General features: G+C 43.0%; 16 protein-coding genes. 13 read left to right on the top strand and 3 right to left on the bottom strand.

The annotated features are described in order from the left end of the window. Positions 1-15 precede the first annotated feature (15 nt). Positions 16-1,734, top strand: a complete 1,719-nt coding sequence (locus tag A9176_RS00790) for an ABC transporter ATP-binding protein (protein WP_077281876.1) — start codon at positions 16-18, stop codon at positions 1,732-1,734. 2 nt (positions 1,735-1,736) lie between these two features. Further along, entirely contained in the window at positions 1,737-3,518 is a 1,782-nt protein-coding gene (locus tag A9176_RS00785; protein WP_077281875.1) for an ABC transporter ATP-binding protein, read from the top strand. A gap of 57 nt (positions 3,519-3,575) precedes the next feature. Here A9176_RS00785 and A9176_RS00780 read toward each other — a convergent pair whose 3' ends face one another. Next, positions 3,576-4,397, bottom strand: a complete 822-nt coding sequence (locus A9176_RS00780) for an IS3 family transposase (protein WP_157093711.1) — start codon at positions 4,395-4,397, stop codon at positions 3,576-3,578. A gap of 29 nt (positions 4,398-4,426) precedes the next feature. Continuing rightward, positions 4,427-4,933: a transposase gene (locus A9176_RS00775; protein ID WP_077281831.1), complete on the bottom strand. Its 507-nt coding sequence runs from the start codon at positions 4,931-4,933 to the stop codon at positions 4,427-4,429. A gap of 182 nt (positions 4,934-5,115) precedes the next feature. Here A9176_RS00775 and A9176_RS00770 point away from each other — a divergent pair, with 182 nt between their 5' ends. The 7 genes from A9176_RS00770 (at position 5,116) to uvrA (ending at position 15,940) form a co-directional block, all read left to right on the top strand. Continuing rightward, entirely contained in the window at positions 5,116-6,342 is a 1,227-nt protein-coding gene (locus tag A9176_RS00770; protein ID WP_048701385.1) for a glycosyltransferase family 4 protein, read from the top strand. Then, positions 6,343-7,350, top strand: a complete 1,008-nt coding sequence (locus tag A9176_RS00765; RefSeq protein ID WP_077281874.1) for a glycosyltransferase — start codon at positions 6,343-6,345, stop codon at positions 7,348-7,350. A 20-nt stretch (positions 7,351-7,370) separates the two neighbouring features. Then, on the top strand, positions 7,371-8,408 hold the full coding sequence (locus A9176_RS00760; protein WP_077281873.1) for a lysylphosphatidylglycerol synthase transmembrane domain-containing protein: 1,038 nt from the start codon (positions 7,371-7,373) through the stop codon (positions 8,406-8,408). Beyond that, positions 8,405-8,671, top strand: a complete 267-nt coding sequence (locus tag A9176_RS00755; RefSeq protein ID WP_010001201.1) for a YkuJ family protein — start codon at positions 8,405-8,407, stop codon at positions 8,669-8,671. The genes A9176_RS00760 and A9176_RS00755 overlap by 4 nt, the downstream gene beginning before the upstream one ends. A 60-nt stretch (positions 8,672-8,731) precedes the next feature. Beyond that, on the top strand, positions 8,732-10,888 hold the full coding sequence (locus A9176_RS00750) for an LTA synthase family protein (protein WP_077281872.1): 2,157 nt from the start codon (positions 8,732-8,734) through the stop codon (positions 10,886-10,888). Positions 10,889-10,958: 70 nt separating this feature from the next. Beyond that, the gene (uvrB, locus tag A9176_RS00745) at positions 10,959-12,962 is read left to right on the top strand and encodes an excinuclease ABC subunit UvrB (RefSeq protein WP_077281871.1); all 2,004 of its coding nucleotides are present in this window, start codon (positions 10,959-10,961) and stop codon (positions 12,960-12,962) included. 113 nt (positions 12,963-13,075) lie between these two features. Beyond that, on the top strand, positions 13,076-15,940 hold the full coding sequence (gene uvrA / locus A9176_RS00740; protein WP_077281870.1) for an excinuclease ABC subunit UvrA: 2,865 nt from the start codon (positions 13,076-13,078) through the stop codon (positions 15,938-15,940). A gap of 49 nt (positions 15,941-15,989) precedes the next feature. Here the strand turns inward: uvrA and A9176_RS08795 are convergent, their stop codons facing one another. Continuing rightward, on the bottom strand, positions 15,990-16,112 hold the full coding sequence (locus A9176_RS08795) for a putative metal homeostasis protein (RefSeq protein WP_010001196.1): 123 nt from the start codon (positions 16,110-16,112) through the stop codon (positions 15,990-15,992). 237 nt (positions 16,113-16,349) lie between these two features. Between A9176_RS08795 and A9176_RS00735 the strand changes: the two genes are divergently transcribed. From A9176_RS00735 to A9176_RS00720, 4 genes are all read left to right on the top strand, one after another. After that, positions 16,350-17,318 (top strand): gluconeogenesis factor YvcK family protein, encoded by a 969-nt coding sequence (locus tag A9176_RS00735; RefSeq protein ID WP_029509884.1) that lies wholly within the window; start codon positions 16,350-16,352, stop codon positions 17,316-17,318. A 4-nt stretch (positions 17,319-17,322) separates the two neighbouring features. Beyond that, positions 17,323-18,267 (top strand): DNA-binding protein WhiA, encoded by a 945-nt coding sequence (gene whiA / locus A9176_RS00730; RefSeq protein ID WP_019040415.1) that lies wholly within the window; start codon positions 17,323-17,325, stop codon positions 18,265-18,267. Between the two features lie 147 nt (positions 18,268-18,414). Continuing rightward, positions 18,415-19,017, top strand: coding sequence for an ATP-dependent Clp protease proteolytic subunit (locus A9176_RS00725; protein WP_010001192.1), 603 nt, complete (start codon positions 18,415-18,417; stop codon positions 19,015-19,017). A 210-nt stretch (positions 19,018-19,227) separates the two neighbouring features. Further along, positions 19,228-20,226: a D-2-hydroxyacid dehydrogenase gene (locus tag A9176_RS00720; protein WP_048701400.1), complete on the top strand. Its 999-nt coding sequence runs from the start codon at positions 19,228-19,230 to the stop codon at positions 20,224-20,226. Positions 20,227-20,356 lie beyond the last annotated feature (130 nt).

The following is a 20,356-nucleotide window of genomic DNA, read 5'->3' as shown; positions in this document are numbered from 1 at the left end:
TCAAAGGAGTAAAGAATGCAGATTTTAAAAAAGCACGCCAAACCTTACCGCCGCGAGATTATCTTGTCGATGCTTGCCGTGGTCATTATGGCGGGTGCCTCTTTGTGGCAACCACGTTTATTGCAACAAGTCATGAATGCCATTATTGCGGATAACCAACAAGCCGTGTGGTCAAATGGGATTGCGTTGGTTAGTTTGGCCGTGATTGGTTTACTGGCGGGTGTGATCAATACCATTTTTGCCGCCAAGGTCTCTCAGGGGATTGCTGCCGATATCCGGGCCGATGAGTATCGTAAAATTCAATCTTTTTCATTTGGTAATATTGAAGCCTTTTCAGCGGGTAATTTGGTCGTGCGAATGACCAACGATGTCAATCAAGTGCAACAACTCGTCATGATGTTTCTCCAGACCTTGACGCGAATTCCCATCCTCTTTTTAGGTGCCTTTATTCTGGCTTTAATGACACTACCACGGTTATGGTGGATTGTGATCTTAATGGTGGTCTTGATTGTCCTGTCTTCACAAGTTGTCTTTAAGCAAATGGGGAAGTATTTTGCTAAAATTCAACATTTAATTGATCGGACGAATACGTTAGCCAAGGAAGATTTACAAGGGATTCGTGTCGTTAAATCATTTAACCAAGAAGCAAACGAAACAGTGCGTTTTACGGATAATTCCGATGAATTGACGCGCGTGAACATGATGATTGGTTATCTGTTCTCAACCATGATTCCAATCTTTATGCTGATTTCATATGTTGCCATCGGAGCTTCAGTCTGGTTTGTGGGCCAAAGTGTGGTCGCTCATCCAGAAGATTTGGCTGCGATTACATCATTTATCGCCTACTTAATGCAAATCTTTTTTGCTATTTTGATTGGGGGGATGATGTCAACCTTTGCGTCACGTGGTTTTGTGTCATTAGGTCGAATTAAGGCGATTTTTGATACTAAGCCTGATTTGACATTCAATCCGAATGCGCCAGCGGTTGATTTAACCGGCGATGTGGCGTTTGAAAATGTCTCCTTTACGTATCCAGGTGATACACAGCCTGCTTTGACCGATATTTCATTTAAGATTAAAGCAGGTGAAATGGTCGGTATTGTTGGGGCAACTGGATCAGGAAAAACAACGTTAGCCCAGTTGATTCCACGGCTCTATGACCCAACTAAAGGGGAGGTCTTAGTGGGTGGTGTCAATTTGAAGGATGTCAATGAAAAGTCATTGCGTTCAGCGGTGTCATTTGTCCTGCAACGGGCCATTTTATTTAGTGGGAAAATTTCAGATAATCTTCGGCAAGGGAAACCAGATGCCACTTCAGCTGAATTCCAACGTGCAGCTGAAATTGCGCAAGCAGCCGAATTCGTGAATCGTTATGAAGATGGGTTTGAACATCTGGTTGAAGAACGATCAGCGAACTTTTCTGGTGGTCAGAAACAGCGTTTGTCGATTGCTCGTGGGGTTGTTGGGTCCCCTAAAATTTTGATTTTAGATGATTCAACCTCAGCTTTGGATGCGCGTTCGGAAAAGCTGGTGCAAGAAGCACTTGATAAAGAATTAGCTGGCACGACAACGATTGTGATTGCTGAAAAAATCAGCTCTGTCTTGCATGCCGATCGCATCTTGGTACTAGATGACGGCCGCTTAGTTGGCAGTGGGTCGCATGCGGAATTGTTGGCATCTTCAGCCATTTATCGGGAAATTTATGAGACGCAAAAGGCAAAAGGTGGTGAGTAAGCATGCATGATTTTCAACGCGCAATGCGCTATTTCTATCGTTACTTGAAACGCTACTGGCTGAGCCTCAGTTTTGTGGTGGTTGTCACGATTCTATCGACTTATTTCCAAGTCAAAGCACCCGTTTATATGGGACAGGCGATTACAGAACTCTCCCGTTATCTTGGTGACGTGATGAATCCGGCAACCCATGCGATTGCCAGCAAGACGCCATTTTATAATGCATTGATTGCCATGATGATTTGCTTTACGTTATCAGCGGGGACAATGTTTATCTCTAGCCTTTTGTCGTCAAGAATTTCAGCTAAAACATCGGGGAAAATGCGTATTGGCTTATTTGGTAAGCTACAACGGATGACCATCAAATATTTTGATACCCATCAAGATGGTAAAATTTTGTCGTTGTTTACGTCTGATTTGGATAACATTTTCAATGCGATGAACCAAGCCATCTTTGAATTGCTTTCGCAAGCAATCCTCTATATTGGGGTCATTTGGATGATGTTTGGCCAAAATGTCAAACTTGCCTGGGTCACGATGGCCTCGACACCATTGGCCATTTTGGTTGCGGGGTTTGTCATTATGCAAGCTCGCAAAAATATTAACAAGCAACAAGAAGCCATTGGTGAAATGAACGGCTACATCAACGAACAAATCAATGGTGAAAAAGTGATTATCACGCAAGGCTTGCAACAAGCGTCGGTGGCTGGTTTCTTGCCTTATAATGAAAAAGTGAAACAAGCGACGTTTAAGGGACAAGTTTATTCTGGTTTGCTCTTCCCGTTGATGCAGGGGCTATCTTTACTGAACTTGGCGATTGTGATTTTCTTTGGCTCTTGGTTAGTGGTGCATGATGGGATGGATAAGGCGGTCGGTCTGGGATTGATTGTCGTGTTTGTTAACTATTCACAAGAATATTATCAACCCATTACGCAAATCACGTCGATTTATAACATGTTACAACTGGCTATGACGGGGGCACAACGGTTGTCTGATGTGCATGATCAACCAGAAGAAGTGTCGCCAAAAGATGGCCAACAACTCACCAATTTGAAGCACGAAGTCGCGTTAAACGATGTCCATTTTGGCTATCAACCAGACAAAGAAATTCTACACGGTGTGTCGATTGATGTGAAAAAGGGCCAGATGGTAGCGTTAGTCGGGCCAACTGGGTCTGGTAAAACGACTATTATGAATCTGTTAAACCGCTTTTATGATGTGACGGGTGGTTCGGTTACCTTTGATGGGGTTGACGTTCGGCAATTAGATTTGAAATCATTGCGTGATCATGTCGGGATTGTGCTACAAGATTCCGTTTTGTTTACCGGAACAGTGGCCGATAACATCAAATTTGGTCGGCCAACAGCTAGTGATGACGACATGATTGATGCGGCCAAACAAGCTAATATTCATGACTTTATCATGAGTTTACCGGATGGTTATCAGACGACAGTCAATGATGAAAGTTCTGTTTTCTCAACGGGGCAAAAACAATTATTGTCGATTGCTCGCACAATTCTAACTAATCCTGATTTCTTAATATTAGATGAAGCGACGTCAAACGTTGATACGGTGACGGAAGCGCGCATCCAAGCAGCGATGGATAATGTGATTGCTGGTCGGACGAGCTTTGTGATTGCCCATCGTTTGAAGACGATTCTAGGGGCAGATAAGATTGTGGTCTTAAAAGACGGTAAGGTGATCGAAGAAGGGACACATGACGAACTGGTCGCAGAAAACGGTTTTTATGCGGAACTTTATCATAATCAAATGGTTTTTGACTAGTAAAAAGTCACGGTTATGTGGTGTACCCAAAAAGTTAAAGTAAAATAGTTTAGTTCATTAAGCGGCCAGTTGTCGGTATTCTACCGGTGAGTGGCCGTTTAATTTTGTTTGGATGCGTGTGTTGTTGTAATACAGTATCCACTTTTTAACGGCCTCTATCAACGCTTTAGCTGATGAATACTTGTTTAGTGGCCCGATTTCAACTTTAAGCTTATTGAAGAAGCTTTCCATCACCGCATTGTCTAGAGCAGTCGCACGACGCGACATGCTTTGGATAATGTGGTTTTTCTTTAGTGTTTTACGCCATGTTCTGTGGCGATATTGCCAGCCTTGATCCGTATGAATTGTTGTACGATACGAAAGTTTTGGCAGTTGCGCTACGAGCTGATTAAGCGGTTGTAAGGTAAAGGCGAGATCTGGACGCGTGCTAATGGCATAGGTAAGAATCTCATTGTTATACATATCAAGAATCGGTTCTAAATAGACCTTTTCACCAGTCGCTGAAATCTTAAATTCAGTAACATCGCTAGCTAATTTTTGTAATGGCCGATTAGTCTTGAAACGACGGTGAAGCTTGTTCTTCACACGTTTTCCTTCAGGTCCTTTGGATGAATCATACTGACGTGATTGCTTATTGTAGCCAACACCCTTTAGCCCCATTTCATGCATTAGCCGTTGTACTTTCTTGTGATTTACCGCTTTAAACGCTGGTTGTTGACGTAACTTTAAATACACTCTTCGCACACCGTAGTGATTATCAGCTTCCCAGATTGTCCTAATAGCCGCACGAAGGGGTGCATCAGGGTCATCATTTTTAAACTGTCGTTTCCAGTAATGCACTGTACTTTCTGCGATTGGCAGAACCTTTAGGATAGCCACCAATTTAAATTGCGCCTCGAGCCGGCAAGCTACTTCTGCGAGTTGTCGGTTCGTTGCTGAATCGAGGCTAATAATTTTAACGCTTCATTTTCAATCTTTAGTCGTAGGTTTTCGTCTTCTAGTTGGGCAATGTGTTTTTCAGTTTCTGTGAGCTGTTTTACTTGCTTAGGTTTCTTATTAGCCATTCTAGGTGATCGTCCTTTTTGAATAGATAATAACCCATTTGGCCCTAGTTGTGAATAGATCTTCTTCCACGAAACAATTTGGGCAATGCCTGTATAGCCGAACTTAGCAGCCACTTGACTATGAGAAGCGTTATTTTGAATGGCCCATGATGCCACTTTAATCCTAAATTCAGGTGTGATTGCTGGTGGATTAAATAATATATCTGATCCAAAACTTTTGTATGCGGCAATAAGCATGCGAAAGACACTGTTAGCAATACCATATCGAGCAGTAATGCCACGTATGGAATATTTTCCAGACAGATAATCTTGAATTGCCTGAAGTTTAATTTGTTTTGAAATTTTAGTCATAAATAAAACCCCGAAAGTTGCTTTAACTTTCGGGGTACGCCACATTAGCCGTGGCTTTTTTTGTTTGAATTCAAGGCGAAACGGCTGTCAGCCGTTGTTTAGTTGTCAAAATACTTTATGCTATAATTGTAGTATTGCTATTTATCGAAATTTTAATGTCTATATAAACTTTGGAGGACACAATGAATATTGGTCTCTTTACGGATACGTATTTTCCACAAGTCAGTGGTGTGGCGACTTCGATCAAAACATTAAAAGATGCACTTGAAGCGCAAGGCCACCAAGTCTATATTTTCACTTCAACTGATCCGAAAGTGTCTAAAAATAAATTTGAACCCCATATCTATCGTTTTTCGAGTGTGCCTTATGTTGGCTTTAAAGATCGTCGCTTAGCGTTTCGTGGGTTAATTCAGGCCGTTGAAATTGCAAAATCTGTTGAATTAGATATTGTGCATACCCAAACAGAGTTCTCGCTTGGTTTGATGGGTAAGTTTGTGGCCCGTCAACTTAAAATACCAGCTATTCACACGTACCATACCATGTATGAAGACTACACGCATTACGTGGCAAAAGGGTTATTAATTGGGCCTAAAGGCGTTGGCACATTGATGAAAGCCTATATGTTGGGGATGTCTGGGGTCGTCGCACCCTCTCAACTGGTACAAGAAACCCTGATTCGTTATGGCGTCAAGGCACCGATGCGTATTATTCCAACAGGTGTTGAAATGCCAAGACGTGGCGGTTCACGGGTTAATCTACGAGAAAAGTTTGGGTTTACCCCCGAACAACCCGTGATTTTGTCACTAGGGCGTTTAGCGTTTGAAAAGAACGTGGCGTTAACAATCTCTGCTTTTTCAGAATTATTGCAAACGCAACCAGATGCCCGTTTAGTGATTGCTGGCGATGGCCCAGCACGTAAGGCGCTTGAAGAGCAAGTAGCCGAATTGAACTTAACCCAGGAAGTGTTATTTGTTGGTATGGTTGATCACGATGATGTGACCGACTATTATCAGATGTGCAATGTTTTTGTGAGCTCATCTGATACAGAAACCCAAGGGCTCACGTTCATTGAAGCAATCGCATCCGATCGGCCGTTTGTGGCGATGCACTCACCTTATCTTGATAACTTGGTGGATGATGATGCCATCGGGACATTAGTGTCAGATTATGACGAATTGTTGGCAGGGATTGAAAAATACCTCACACGCCCAATGACGTCAGCTGATCACGCGTTACGTCAAAATAAAATGCAAGATGTTGATGCCGATACTTTTGCAACACGGATGTTGGCTTTTTACCAGGACGTTTTGGACAATTATCATTCTGACGATGCAGAAGATGAATATCCAACGGATGATGAAGTGGGTTACATGAAGCGGATCTTACGAAATCCATTTAGGAGAAATTAGGTGAAAGTTTTACTGTATTTTGAAAACCAAAAGTGGATTGCAAAATCTGGCATTGGGCGCGCTTTAAAGTTGCAACAGGCTGCTTTGAGCTATACGGATGTGACCGTCACAACGGATCCAAAGTCGCAGGATTATGATGTCTTACACATCAATACCTACGGCGTGAAGAGCCACCACATGGTGAATGCGGCTCATAAAATGGGCAAAAAGGTTGTCTATCATGGCCACTCCACTTATGAAGACTTTAGAAATTCATTTACCGGTTCAAATCTGATTGCACCGTTATTTAAGCGGTATTTGGTGTCGCTATATCAAAAGGCGGATGCGTTGATTACGCCAACCCCTTATTCTAAGCAGTTGTTGCGCGGGTATCGGTTATCACAACCCATCACGCCAATTTCCAATGGAATTCCCCTCGATAAATATGCCCCAGACGCGGATAAAGTTGCCAAATTTCGAACGTATTTTGATTTGTCACCAGATCAAAAAGTTGTGATGAGCGTGGGGTTATTTTTTGAGCGTAAAGGGATTTTAGATTTTGTCACCTTAGCGCAACGCCATCCCGAATACGTTTTTATTTGGTTTGGGTATACGGATTTGCGCCTGGTTCCCGCTAAAATTAGTCGGTTAATTAAAGGCGACCATCCGCGGAATTTGATTTTCCCAGGTTATATCACTGGAGAAGTCATCCAAGGTGCCTATCAGGGCGCAGATTTATTTTTATATCCGTCCTTTGAAGAAACGGAAGGGATTGTTGTTTTAGAAGCCTTGGCATCCAAACAAAAGGTGCTCGTGCGTGATATTCCCGTCTATAAGCCTTGGTTACAAGATGGGGTGAATAGCTATCAAGCCAAGAATCTTGAAGATTTTGATACTAAAATGGTCAAAATATTAAACGGCGAGCTACCAGATCTGAGTGCGGCTGGCTATGAGTTAGCTGTTGCTCGGAATTTACCGGCAATTGGCCAGCAGTTACAACAAGTTTATGAGGCAGTCTTAGAAGGGTAGTCACGGGCAAGGAGGAGAATATGTCTAAAACAGATAAAGTTTCTGCTATTGTTGTCGTGATATTGACTGGTGTTGTTGTTTATTTTTTGACAACAGAATTACGTGGTAAAGGTTATCAACTCAATTTGGCGTTAAAGCACCTTGACTGGCGGTGGCTGGTCGGGGGACTGGTCATGATGCTGTTGTCCATTTTGCTTGAGGCGATTGCCACTTATGTCATGCTCAACAAATCAGATCGTCACAAGACATCTGTCATAGCTTTGTTACGTGTGCCATTGCTTAATTTACTTGGTACAGGCTTAACACCGTTTGCGACTGGTGGCCAACCAGCGCAATTGTTTGGGATGACGCGTGCTGGTGTTGAAGCTGGACGCGCCATGTCCGTCATTCTCATGAAGTTTTTAGTTTACCAAGTGGTCGTCGTGGTATTCTTTATCATAGGTTACTTTTCGGCGGAACATTTTATTTACGGACAGGTTGACCCCGCATTTGCTAATTTTATTCCATTTGCCATTGCGATTCATGCCGTCGTGATTATCGGTATCCTGTTGGTCATGTTCTGGCCAGCATTGACGCTCAAATTAGTGGATATGGTGGCACCGATGTTCCAAAAAATGTTATCGCGTGAGCGGTATGACAAGTTATTGTCCACAGTTACCCAGAAAGTTGCCAATTTTCATCGTGAGTCACGGCGCGTGATTAGCAGTTGGGAATCATTGATCGGCGCTACGGTGTTTACCGTGTTGCAATTGATGGTTTTTTATCTCATTCCGTATTTTGTTATTCGCGCGTTCGGTTATGCCCAGGTGAATCCTTGGTTAATTATCACAATGAACATCATGATTGTGATGGTTATTTCCCTGTTTCCAATTCCTGGTGGGGTTGGGGGCGCGGAATTGAGTTTCCAATTGCTATTTTCACCATTTGTTAAAAATCCAGCAACGTTAATTTTGGTGATCTTAATTTGGCGTCTCATTACGTACTATTTTGGTCTATTTGCTGGTATTATTGCCTATATGGTACCTGCGCGATCAGTTAGTAGAGAGGAGCGACCATGACAGTTGAAAAAACGTATCCGGTGAGTGACTTAAAGCAAATTTTGGCACGGTTACGGGCAATGGTTGATGCGACGGATACGCCGTATCAAACGCGCCGTTTTGATGCTTTTGGTATTGAAGCCGTGCAAGTTGACTATGATCAACTCACACAAATTTGGACGGTCCATGAACATCGTGAAGTGCGTCAATTTCAATTTGATGATATTGACTTGGTTGCGATTGAAGTTTATGATGTCCTCCATGATTTTAAATTAATATTTTAAATACGCAGGCTGACCGATAGATTATTCGGTGATGTGACGACGTATGTGAAGGAAAAAAATATGCGAAATTTGCTCAATAAAGTGCCCAAACCGAAAGCCATTTGGCTGAAGATTAAGCAGACAATGGATACCTCCGCACCGCTTGTGTGGTTCTTTGTGTTGAACGTTGTGCTCGTTTGGTTCAAAACGTTTGTGAACTACCATATGAATTTCAATCTTGGTGCTGATGGGCCAACGCAGCAGTTTTTGTTATTCTTAAATCCATGGCCAACAGCGATTATCCTCTTAAGTATTGCGCTTTATTTTAGAGGCGTCTTGAGTTACTGGATCGCAATTTTGTTTAATTTCATTCAATCCCTGTGGTTGTTTGCCAATATCTTGTATTACCGTGAATTTTCTGATTTCCTCTCAATGGGCATTTTGGGTTCTGGTAGTTCAACAGGGAATAACTTAGGAAAGTCGATTGCTGCTATTATTCACTGGTCAGATTACATGGTCTTTCTGGACATTGTAATTTTAATTGGCTTGGTCCTCTTTAAGCAATTGACGATTGACCGTAAAGGGGTGCAACGCCGTTTTGCCGTTTTGACAACGTTGCTTGGTGTCGCCTTAATGTTTGTCGATTACGGGATTGCCTCGGCTGATCGTTCAGGGTTGCTCACGCGATCATTTGATAATAACTATATTGTGAAGTATCTTGGTCTAAATGAGTATGCGGTCTTCAACGCTGTCCAAACTTATAATCAAACGGAGAGTCGGAAGCGCGCGAAGCCAGCTGATTTAACCAAGGTTAAACAGTTTGTTGCGAGTCAGCAATTACCAGATAATCTGGAATATTATGGGACGCAAAAAGGTAAGAATGTCTTCATGATCCATTTGGAGTCATTCCAACAATTCCTGATTGATTATAAAGTTGATGGACGTGAAGTCACGCCAAATTTGAACCAGTTCTACCATGACCAAAATACGTTGAGCTTTGACAACTTCTATAATCAAGTTGGTCAAGGGAAGACTTCTGATGCTGAAATGATGCAAGAAAACTCATTGTTTGGGCTTTCTACTGGATCAGCCATGGTGAAGTATGGGACAAGCAATACGTTTGAATCATTCCCCGCAGTATTGAGCCAGCGTGGTTACACAACGGCCGCCTTCCACGGGGACGTGGCGAGCTTCTGGAATCGTGATAACACGTATAAGTCATTTGGTTATAACTATTTCTTTTCTAAGTCATATTACCCAAATGCGGATAAGCCAAACTTCAATATTGGCTATGGTTTAAAAGATAAAATCTTCCTGCAAGATAGTGCCAAGTACCTGGAACAATTGCCACAACCGTTCTATGCGAAATTAATTACGGTCACGAATCATTATCCTTATGATCTCGATAAGGCCAATATTGATTTCCCAGCCACAACGACTGGCGATAACACTGTGGATGGGTACGTGCAAACAGCGCATTATCTGGATCAAGCCTTTGGCGAATTCATGACCTATTTGAAAAAAGCTGGCTTGTATGATAATTCAGTCTTTGTTTTGTATGGGGATCATTATGGTATTTCTGAGAACCATCAACCAGCTATCGCACAGCTATTAGGCAAAGATAAAGTCGCCAACTATGATTTAGCTCAGTTCCAAAAGGTACCGTTCATGATTCACGCAACTGGTCTTAAGGGCGGGGTAGATCACACGTATGGTGGTGAAATTGATATGATGCCAACGTTGCTTGACCTGTTGGGTATTCCAGATAACAATATGATCATGTTTGGGCAGGATATGTTGTCACCAAAGTATGAGGGGATTGTGCCATTCCGTGATGGGGATTGGATTACACCGACTTATATGAAGTATAACAACCAGTACTTTAATACCGTAACGGGTGAGCAAGTGACGCTTGCCAGTGACCCAAGTCTCAAAAAGATAGCGGGGCCAACGCAAAAGTATGTTGACCAAGTCTTGGAAAATTCAGATGCGGTTATTACGGGTGACTTGTTGCGCTTTGATACGGCACGACCAGATTTCCATGCGGTTAACAAAAAAGCATTAGACTACAAAAAGACTGCTGGTCTTGCGTCGTTAAAGGCTGCACAGCAAACAAATCCATCTAGTGTACTCGCTAAAAATAAAGGCAAATCAACGCTTGGTGATTATCAAACTGATGCACCAGAGTTGAAACCAGCTGATAATAATGGGCAGGATGCCAGTTCATCCTCAAAATAAAACGAACAAACAATAGAACGTTTGTTCGTTTTATTGTATAATGAAATAAAGTCGACTAAGGAAGAAAACTATGCGTGAAAATGTTGCCAAGCATGAATTTGAAGTGGTGTCAAAGTACGAACCAACTGGTGATCAGCCCCAAGCGATTGACCAATTAGTGCGTGGCATCAATGCTGGAGTGAAAGAACAAATCCTGTTGGGCGCGACGGGGACAGGGAAAACTTTTACTATTTCCAATGTGATTCAACGTGTCAAAAAGCCAACCTTGGTTTTAAGTCATAATAAGACCTTGGCTGGGCAGATTTATGGCGAGTTAAAAGAGTTTTTCCCCAATAATGCGGTAGAATATTTTGTTTCTTACTATGATTACTACCAACCAGAAGCCTACGTCCCAAGTTCAGATACTTTCATTGAAAAAGACTCCGCGGTCAATGATGAAATTGACCAATTGCGAAACTCGGCCACTAGTTCACTGTTATCACGCAACGATGTTATTGTGGTTGCTTCGGTTAGCTCTATTTTTGGTTTGGGTGATCCGCACCAGTATCAAGAACACGTGATTAATTTACGGGTGGGGAATGAGTATGGCCGTGAACAATTGATGCGTGATTTAATCGATGTGCAATTTACGCGAAATGACATCGATTTTCGCCGTGGCACATTCCGTGTTCGCGGTGACATTATGGAAATTTTCCCGGCATCAGAAGACGAGATGGCGTTACGCGTGGAGTTTTTTGGGGATGAAATTGATCGCATTCGAGAAATCAATTCGTTGACGGGTGAGACGGTTGCGGAGCGTGATTTTGTGGCCATTTATCCGGCCAAACATTTTATGACTAATGATGATCAAATGCGCTATGCGTTAGCCGGTATCAATGATGAAATGACCGCGCAAGTCGCTAAGTTTGAGGCCGAAGGCAAGTTAATTGAAGCGCAACGCATTAAGCAACGGACAGAATATGATCTGGCGATGTTAGAAGAAATGGGCTTTGTTGGCGGGATTGAAAACTATTCACGTTGGATGGATGGGCGTCAACCAGGCGAACCACCCTTTACCTTGTTGGATTTCTTCCCCGATGACTTTTTGATTGTGGCGGATGAAAGCCATGTGACGATGCCACAAATTCGCGGGATGTTTAATGGGGATAAGGCACGGAAAGAGACGCTCGTTAATTATGGCTTTCGTCTACCGTCGGCTTTAGATAATCGGCCCCTTAAATTACCAGAGTTTGAAAAACGGGTCAACCAAATCATTTATATGTCGGCAACGCCTGGTGATTATGAACTCGAGCGGGTGACCCCAGATCATGTGGCAGAACAGATTATTCGGCCAACTGGTCTCCTGGATCCCGAAGTTGAAGTCCGGCCGGTGATGGGACAAATTGATGATTTGGTTGGCGAAATTAACCAGCGTGTTGATCAGAACGAACGGGTCTTTATTACGACCTTGACCAAGCGAATGGCGGAAGATTTAACCGACTATTTAAAGAATGTTGGCTTAAAAGTAGCCTATTTGCATGCGGATATTAAAACACTAGAACGAACAGAAATTATTCGTGACCTCCGACTGGGTAAATACGATGTGTTGATTGGGATTAACTTATTGCGTGAGGGAATTGATGTGCCAGAAGTCTCTTTGGTGGCGATTCTTGATGCGGATAAAGAAGGCTTTTTGCGTAATCCACGGTCACTGATTCAAACCATTGGGCGTGCGGCGCGTAATGCCAATGGTCATGTGATTATGTATGCTGACAAGATGACGCGGTCGATGCAAGAAGCCATCGATGAAACTGCACGTCGTCGTGAAATTCAACTGCAATATAATGCCACGCATGGGATCACCCCTATGACGATCAAAAAGCCGATCCGAGATTTGATTTCTGTCCGGACTGAGACAACAACTGGCGAAAAAATTGATTTGACGCAAGTGGCCTTTAAAGATTTGCCAAAGGACGAACAAAAAAATATTATTGCAAATTTGGAAAATCAAATGAAAGCTGCGGCCAAAGCACTAGATTTCGAAGAAGCTGCGCAATTGCGAGATAGCGTAATGTCTCTGAAAGCTTTGTTGTAGTATAAGCAAAATAACAGCGTCACTGGTAGTGCTTGTTATAATGAAATGAGCAATGAAATTTAGGATAAGGAAAGGCGTTAGGCTGGTAGTCAGCAGGCTAACGTTTAAAATCTATGGCGAAAACTAATATTGAAATTCGTGGCGCTCGCGCCCAAAATTTAAAAAATATCGATGTGGATATTCCAAAAGATAAGTTAACGGTTATCACAGGGTTATCTGGTTCTGGGAAATCATCCCTGGCATTCGATACGCTTTATGCAGAAGGACAACGACGGTATGTCGAGAGCTTGTCATCTTACGCCCGCCAATTTTTAGGGCAAATGGATAAGCCCGATGTTGATTCAATTGATGGCTTGTCGCCGGCAATTTCAATTGACCAAAAAACAACGTCTAATAATCCGCGTTCGACTGTCGGGACGGTGACAGAAATCAATGACTACTTCCGTTTGTTATATGCGCGCGTTGGACGACCAGATGAACCAGCCGATGGCACTAAAGTGATGATGTCCATTGACCAAATGGTTGAATATGTTTATCAACAGTTGGCCATTGGCAGCCGTTTGCAAGTATTTGCACCCATTATTGTCGGCAAACGTGGGTCACATGAGACGACGTTTGATAACATGCGCAAGCAGGGGTATATTCGTGCGCGGGTTGACGGTGACATCTATGAATTGGATGCGCAAACACCAACGCTAGATAAAGAAACGGCCCATGATATTGACGTAATGATTGACCGTATTGTGTTACGTGATGATTCCCGCTCACGTCTATTTGACGCCATCGAAGCCGCCGTGCGTTTAACGGATGGTTTAGTACAGTTGGATGTGGTGACGCGTGAGGGTGAACCAGCAGTTGCCCCATTGAAATTCTCTGATCACTATCTGGGTCAGTTGAAAGATTTTCGCGTTGGGCGCTTGGAACCGCGGTTGTTTAGTTTTAATGCACCACTAGGGGCTTGTGAAGTTTGTCAAGGATTGGGTGTCACACGTGAAGTCGATATTGATCTGGTCGTGCCAGACGACAGTAAAACTTTACGTGAGGGGGCGATTGCGCCTTGGAATCCGATTTCCTCGAATTATTATCCTGAAATGTTACGGCAATTTGCTGAACAATCAGGCATTGATATGGACACCCCATTCAAAGCATTACCTAAAAAACAACAACGATTAATTTTACAAGGATCAGGTACCAAGGATTTTCATTTCCATTATGAAAATGATTTTGGCGGTGTTCGTGACGTGGATATTCCTTTTGAAGGGGTTATCAATAATATTTCACGGCGTTTCCACGAAACCAATTCAGAGTTTACCCGCGATCAAATGGCCAATTACATGACAGAGTTGACTTGTCAAGCTTGTCAGGGCTACCGTTTAAATGAAGCGGCTCGCTCGGTTAAAATTAATGGTCGCCATATTGGTGAAGTGTCGGAATTGCCAGTTGACCAAGAATTGGCATTCTTTAATGACATTCAACTGGGTGAACAAGATACGACGATTGCCGCGCCAATCATTAAAGAAATTAAAGACCGCTTGGGCTTTTTGGCGAGCGTGGGCTTGCAGTATCTGACATTGTCACGTGCTGCTCGCACATTGTCGGGTGGTGAATCGCAACGGATTCGCCTAGCCACGCAAATCGGCTCTAATCTGTCCGGCGTGTTGTATGTTTTAGATGAACCGTCAATTGGGTTACACCAACGCGACAACGACATGTTGCTTAAATCGATGCAAAACATGCGTGACTTAGGGAATACGTTGGTCGTTGTGGAACACGATGAAGATACGATGTTAGCTGCTGATTACTTGATTGATGTCGGCCCTGGTGCGGGTACTTTGGGTGGCGAAATTGTCGCGACTGGGACGCCAGCAGAAGTGGCGGCTAATCCAAACTCACTGACGGGTCAGTATCTGTCTGGGAAAAAGTTTATTCCAGTACCAACTCAGCGTCGCGAGGGTAATGGTCAGGCCATTACGATTAAAGGGGCGCAAGAAAACAACCTGAAAAACGTGACGGTCAAATTCCCTTTGGGCAAATTTGTGGCCGTGACAGGGGTGTCTGGTTCCGGTAAATCAACACTGGTAAACCAAATTTTGAAGCGCGCGTTAAAGCAGAAGTTAAATCATAATTCAGAAAAGCCGGGGAAGTATCGTACGATTGAAGGCGTTGACAACATTGAACAAGTTGTCGACATCAACCAATCACCAATTGGGCGCACGCCACGTTCTAATCCGGCAACCTATACCGGTGTATTTGATGATATTCGTGAGTTGTTTGCGCAGACAAACGAAGCTAAGATGCGGGGTTACAACAAAGGCCGATTCTCATTTAACACCAAGGGTGGTCGTTGTGAAAATTGCCGTGGTGATGGTGTGATTAAAATTGAAATGAATTTCTTGCCTGACGTTTACGTCACTTGTGAAGTCTGTGGCGGCACACGTTATAATACGGAAACGTTGGAAGTGACATATAAAGGGCATAACATTTCACAAATTTTAGACATGTCAACCACAGAGGCGCTAGCCTTTTTTGCCCCAATTCCAAAAATTGCCCGTAAGTTACAAACGATTGTGGATGTTGGTCTTGGTTATATCAAGTTGGGCCAATCGGCGACGACCCTATCGGGTGGTGAAGCCCAGCGCATGAAGCTTGCCTCAGAATTGCACCGACGCACCAACGGTAAAACAATGTATATCTTAGACGAGCCAACAACTGGTCTCCATGTCGATGATATTGCCCGTTTGCTGGTCGTTTTGGAACGACTTGTTGAGGCGGGGAATACCGTCGTGGTGATTGAGCACAATTTAGACGTGATTAAATCAGCTGATTGGGTTATTGATATGGGACCAGAAGGTGGTGAAGGTGGCGGGAACGTCTTGGTCACTGGAACGCCTGAAAAGGTGATGGCGCATGCCACATCTTACACGGGTAAATATCTTAAAGAAATTATCACGCGTGATTTGGCGCGGGCAGCAAATTAATAACAGAAAAAAGCCCACTGTTCTCAGAACAGTGGGCTTTTAATGACGATTAGCGTGATGCTTTCTTTTGCTTAGCTAAGTCGTGAATAGCCTTCAAAGCACGCTTGCGTGTTTTGATATTTGGGCTCTTTAACTTCCGTGCTGCTGAAGCAATATCTAATTTTTCTGTCATGTGATGAGATCTCCAATTTGTTTGTATTTGCAAATAGGGACGGTATGCTCACAAGCATACTAGCAATCTTACTTACATATAATAAGTATACCAAAAATCTGAAAAATTGCAACTATCATGCTAAAATGTGAGATAATGAAAAGAAATCAAGGAAGGTGAAGACGTTGACTACCCGTCTGCGACTGCTGCTTTGTCGCTGGTCTCAGATGGTATCAGGTAGTTTGAACAATTGGAAATATGCCAAATAAACCAAAAATAGTGATCATTGGCGGTGGTTCAGGATTACCCGTCATTATTAAACCGCTTGTTAAAGAACGTATCGATTTAACCGCTATTGTCACGGTTGCGGATGATGGTGGATCAAGTGGTCTACTACGTAATTACATTAATATTGTGCCCCCTGGTGATATTCGCAACATCTTAGTGGCAATGTCAGACGTGGATCCGGCCATCAAACAAGTCATGCAATATCGTTTTGATGCCAAAGACGATTTTTTTGCCCAGCATGCGGTGGGAAATTTGATTATTGCCGCCATGACTGAAATGCATGATAGCATTTTTGATGCTGTGCAGCACCTGGCAGACTTTATGAAAGTGCGGGGCCGTATTTACCCCGTTTCGAATGAGCCACTAGTTTTGCACGCGGAATTTAAAGATGGCAATATTTTGGCCGGTGAGTCCGAAATTACAAAAGCGCACAAGACAATCGATCATGTTTGGGTCACACGTGATGCCTCACAAGATATCCCTAGAGCTGCACCAGAAGTCGTTGAGGCGATTTTGGACGCTGACATGATTGTGTATGGGCCAGGCAGTTTATTTACCTCAATTCTACCCAATGTGGTGGTACCGGAAGTACGGACAGCATTACGATTAACGGCTGCCAAGCAAGTCTATATCTCAAATATTATGACGCAAAAAGGTGAAACAGACGCTTACACGGATGCGCAGCATTTGTTAGCCTTAAATGCTCATATTGGCGCACCAGTGATTGATTACGTGATTGCCAACAATGCGATTGTCCCTGATGATTTCGTTGATTTTCAAAAATGGCATGAAATTTCTAACCAAGTGAAATTAGACCCTGCCGCTGTTGCTGTGCAGGGCGCGCAAGAAATTGCTGGAGACTTTCTACAGTTGCGTGATGCCGGGGCGTTCCATGATGGCGATAAAATCATGGCAGAATTGATGCAAATTTTGGAGTGAAAATATGTCATACGCGGCTGATGTCAAAAAAGAATTAACAGGGTTACTGGTTCATGATGGTAACGCTAAAGCAGAATTATCGGCCCTGATGCGTATGAATGGTGTCAGTACGCTGGGCTTTGACCAAACCGTGTCTGTCAAAACCGAAAACGCCGCGATTGCGCGCCGTATTTACACGTTGTTAACGCAAAATTATGACGGCGTGGTGGTTGAAGTGACAATGGCTGATCACAGCTATTTATCACAGCATAAATCCTATGGTGTGTTGCTGAAGACACAGGTTGAGGAAGTGTTGGCTGATTTAGGGGTTGATCCCTTTGGGCTACATCCAGAGATCCCAGCCCGTCTGTTAAACCAAAAGGATAAGCGACGGTCCTTTTTACGTGGGGCCTTTTTGGCAGCTGGTTCAGTGAACTCGCCAGAAAAAGCCAATTATCATTTAGAAATTTTTACAACCCACGAAGAACTCGCTGAAAAAATGTTGCAAATGATGCAAGAATTTAACTTGCCTGCTAAAATTACTGATCGTGCGGGCGGTTTTATTGTCTATCTTAAGCGGGCGGAAAAGATTGTGGATTTTTTGTCGCTGATTGGGGCTTCTCAGACCATGTTGCGATTTGAAGATATCCGTATGATGCGTGATATGCGTAATTCAGTCAATCGCATGATGAATGCCGAAATGGCAAACATGCAAAAAACAGCGGATGCGGCTAACAAACAAGTGCAACAGATTCTATTTATTGCCAATGCCATTGGGGATTTAGATTTGTTACCCAAAAAGTTACGCGATATCGCTAAAGCCCGTTTAGAGCATCCAGATGCCTCGTTAGCTGAACTGGGAGACTATCTAGAAATTAGTAAATCTGGGGCGAATCATCGCATGCGGAAGTTAAAAGAGCTAGAACAAATGATCAAAGATGAGATACCGTTTGACTTAGCGAAGTTGTAAAACAAATTTTAGCACTCTAACTGTGTTTGTGCTAAAATAGTCTTAGTGACTCGGTACTGACATCGAGTGACACATAATTGACCAGTTTATCATGCCACCTGTTGGTGGGGATGGTAAACTGGGACCATGAAAAGGAGCTTAACAACTATGTGGCCAGGAGTTATTGAACAAACAGCAAACGGCCGTGAAAGCTATGACTTGCCTTCACGTTTGTTAAAAGATCGTATTGTTTTGGTACAAGGCGAAATCGAAGATAGCATGGCAACTTCAATTGTTGCCCAATTGTTATTTTTGGAAGCCCAAGATCCAACGAAAGAAATTTCAATGTATATCAATTCACCTGGTGGCTCAGTCACTGCTGGGCTATCAATTACCGATACCATGAACTTTATTAAGGCGCCGGTGACAACTATTGTGATGGGCTTGGCGGCCTCAATGGGAACAATTATTGCCAGTTCTGGTGAAAAAGGGCACCGTTTCATGTTGCCTAATGCTGAATACTTGATTCACCAACCAATGGGTGGTGCTGCTGGTGGTACTCAGCAAACAGATATGGCCATTATTGCTGAACAATTGACGAAAACACGGGCAAAGTTGAACCGTATTTTGGCCGATGCGTCTGGCAAAGATTTGGAAACAATTGCACATGATACAGAACGTGATTATTGGATGAGCGCTGAAGAAACGTTGGAGTACGGCTTTATTGACGGTATTTTGACGAAATCTGGGGAAAAGCCAGTTGTCAAGTGATGATGAGAAAACTGATCGATAACTTTGTGAGTTGCGGTTAGCTTTTTTATTAGCTAGAAATGAACTTGATCAGTTAAAATGAGATGTAATATCATCAGGATTTCACGGTAATGCGTGCAATATAATAATCTCATTAAATTAATACTTTCACGTGCAAATATGCACAATATAGGGTAAAATAAGATAGTAATAAAATTTTTGGAGGATATTATGAAGATTTTTGCTTACGGTATTCGTAATGACGAAAAGCCAGCGTTAGAAGATTGGAAGTCAGCTCATCCAGAAGTTGAAGTTGATTACACCCAAGAACTTTTGACACCAGAAACAGCCGCTTTGGCTAAGGGGTCAGATTCAGTGGTTGTTTATCAACAATTAGACTATACGCCGGAAACATTGAAGGCATTGGCAGAAGCTGGTGTAACAAACATGTCTTTGCGTAATGTTGGAACAGATAACATTGACTTTGAAACAGCAAAGGCTTTGGACTTCAACATTTCAAACGTCCCAGTTTACTCACCAAACGCGATTGCTGAACACGCAGCCATCCAAGTTGCTGCTTTGTTGTCACAAGCTAAGGTGATGGAAAACAAAGTGCAAAAGCGTGATTTGCGTTGGGAACCAACAATCCGTCGTGAAGTGCGTGACCAAGTTGTTGGTGTTGTTGGAACAGGTCACATCGGCCGTGTCTTCTTGGAAATCATGCAAGGTTTCGGGGCAAAGGTTGTCGCTTATGATGTTTACCGCAACCCAGAACTTGAAGCTGAAGGTGTTTACGTTGATACATTGGATGAATTGCTTGAACAATCAGACATCGTGTCATTGCACGTACCACACATTCCAGGTGTCAATGATCAAATGATCAATGCAGAAACAATTGCTAAGATGAAGGATGACGCAGTCTTGGTCAACGTTTCTCGTGGTTTGTTGGTTGATACAGATGCCGTTGTTGCCGCATTGGATTCAAAGAAGTTGTTTGGCTTCGTCATGGATACTTATGAAGGCGAAGTTGGTGTCTTCAACAAGGACTGGTCAGAAAACGGTTTGGAAGACAAGCGTTTGGATGACTTAATCTCACGTGAAAATGTTTATGTGACACCACATACAGCATTCTATACAACGCACGCTGTGCGTGAAATGGTACATCAATCATTTGATGCTGCCGTAGCATTTGCCAAGGGTGAAACACCTGCAAATGCTGTGAAGTACTAAACAAAGGAATACCCGCAGTAGCCGCGGGTTTTCTTATGTCATTTTGTGTCACGGTATGGCACGTAGTAAAATTTTGATGGAAAAAACTTAGCAATACAGTTATGGATTGCTGTAATTTTAGGTGAGGGAA

It is taken from the genome of Leuconostoc garlicum (genome assembly GCF_001998805.1).
GTDB lineage: Bacteria > Bacillota > Bacilli > Lactobacillales > Lactobacillaceae > Leuconostoc > Leuconostoc lactis.
Note: the sequence above shows the minus strand (reverse complement) of the source record. Positions and strands in the feature narration are given on the sequence as shown.

What these genes read in the sequence shown, in the direction of transcription:
- A9176_RS00770 (WP_048701385.1), top strand. Translation starts at nt 5,116, where the DNA reads ATGAATATTGGTCTCTTTACGGATACGTATTTTCCACAAGTCAGTGGT.
- A9176_RS00725 (WP_010001192.1), top strand. Translation starts at nt 18,415, where the DNA reads ATGTGGCCAGGAGTTATTGAACAAACAGCAAACGGCCGTGAAAGCTAT.
- A9176_RS00720 (WP_048701400.1), top strand. Translation starts at nt 19,228, where the DNA reads ATGAAGATTTTTGCTTACGGTATTCGTAATGACGAAAAGCCAGCGTTA.
- A9176_RS00790 (WP_077281876.1), top strand. Translation starts at nt 16, where the DNA reads ATGCAGATTTTAAAAAAGCACGCCAAACCTTACCGCCGCGAGATTATC.
- whiA (WP_019040415.1), top strand. Translation starts at nt 17,323, where the DNA reads ATGTCATACGCGGCTGATGTCAAAAAAGAATTAACAGGGTTACTGGTT.
- A9176_RS00735 (WP_029509884.1), top strand. Translation starts at nt 16,350, where the DNA reads ATGCCAAATAAACCAAAAATAGTGATCATTGGCGGTGGTTCAGGATTA.
- A9176_RS08795 (WP_010001196.1), bottom strand. Translation starts at nt 16,112, where the DNA reads ATGACAGAAAAATTAGATATTGCTTCAGCAGCACGGAAGTTAAAGAGC.
- A9176_RS00775 (WP_077281831.1), bottom strand. Translation starts at nt 4,933, where the DNA reads ATGACTAAAATTTCAAAACAAATTAAACTTCAGGCAATTCAAGATTAT.
- uvrB (WP_077281871.1), top strand. Translation starts at nt 10,959, where the DNA reads ATGCGTGAAAATGTTGCCAAGCATGAATTTGAAGTGGTGTCAAAGTAC.
- uvrA (WP_077281870.1), top strand. Translation starts at nt 13,076, where the DNA reads ATGGCGAAAACTAATATTGAAATTCGTGGCGCTCGCGCCCAAAATTTA.
- A9176_RS00750 (WP_077281872.1), top strand. Translation starts at nt 8,732, where the DNA reads ATGCGAAATTTGCTCAATAAAGTGCCCAAACCGAAAGCCATTTGGCTG.
- A9176_RS00755 (WP_010001201.1), top strand. Translation starts at nt 8,405, where the DNA reads ATGACAGTTGAAAAAACGTATCCGGTGAGTGACTTAAAGCAAATTTTG.
- A9176_RS00760 (WP_077281873.1), top strand. Translation starts at nt 7,371, where the DNA reads ATGTCTAAAACAGATAAAGTTTCTGCTATTGTTGTCGTGATATTGACT.
- A9176_RS00785 (WP_077281875.1), top strand. Translation starts at nt 1,737, where the DNA reads ATGCATGATTTTCAACGCGCAATGCGCTATTTCTATCGTTACTTGAAA.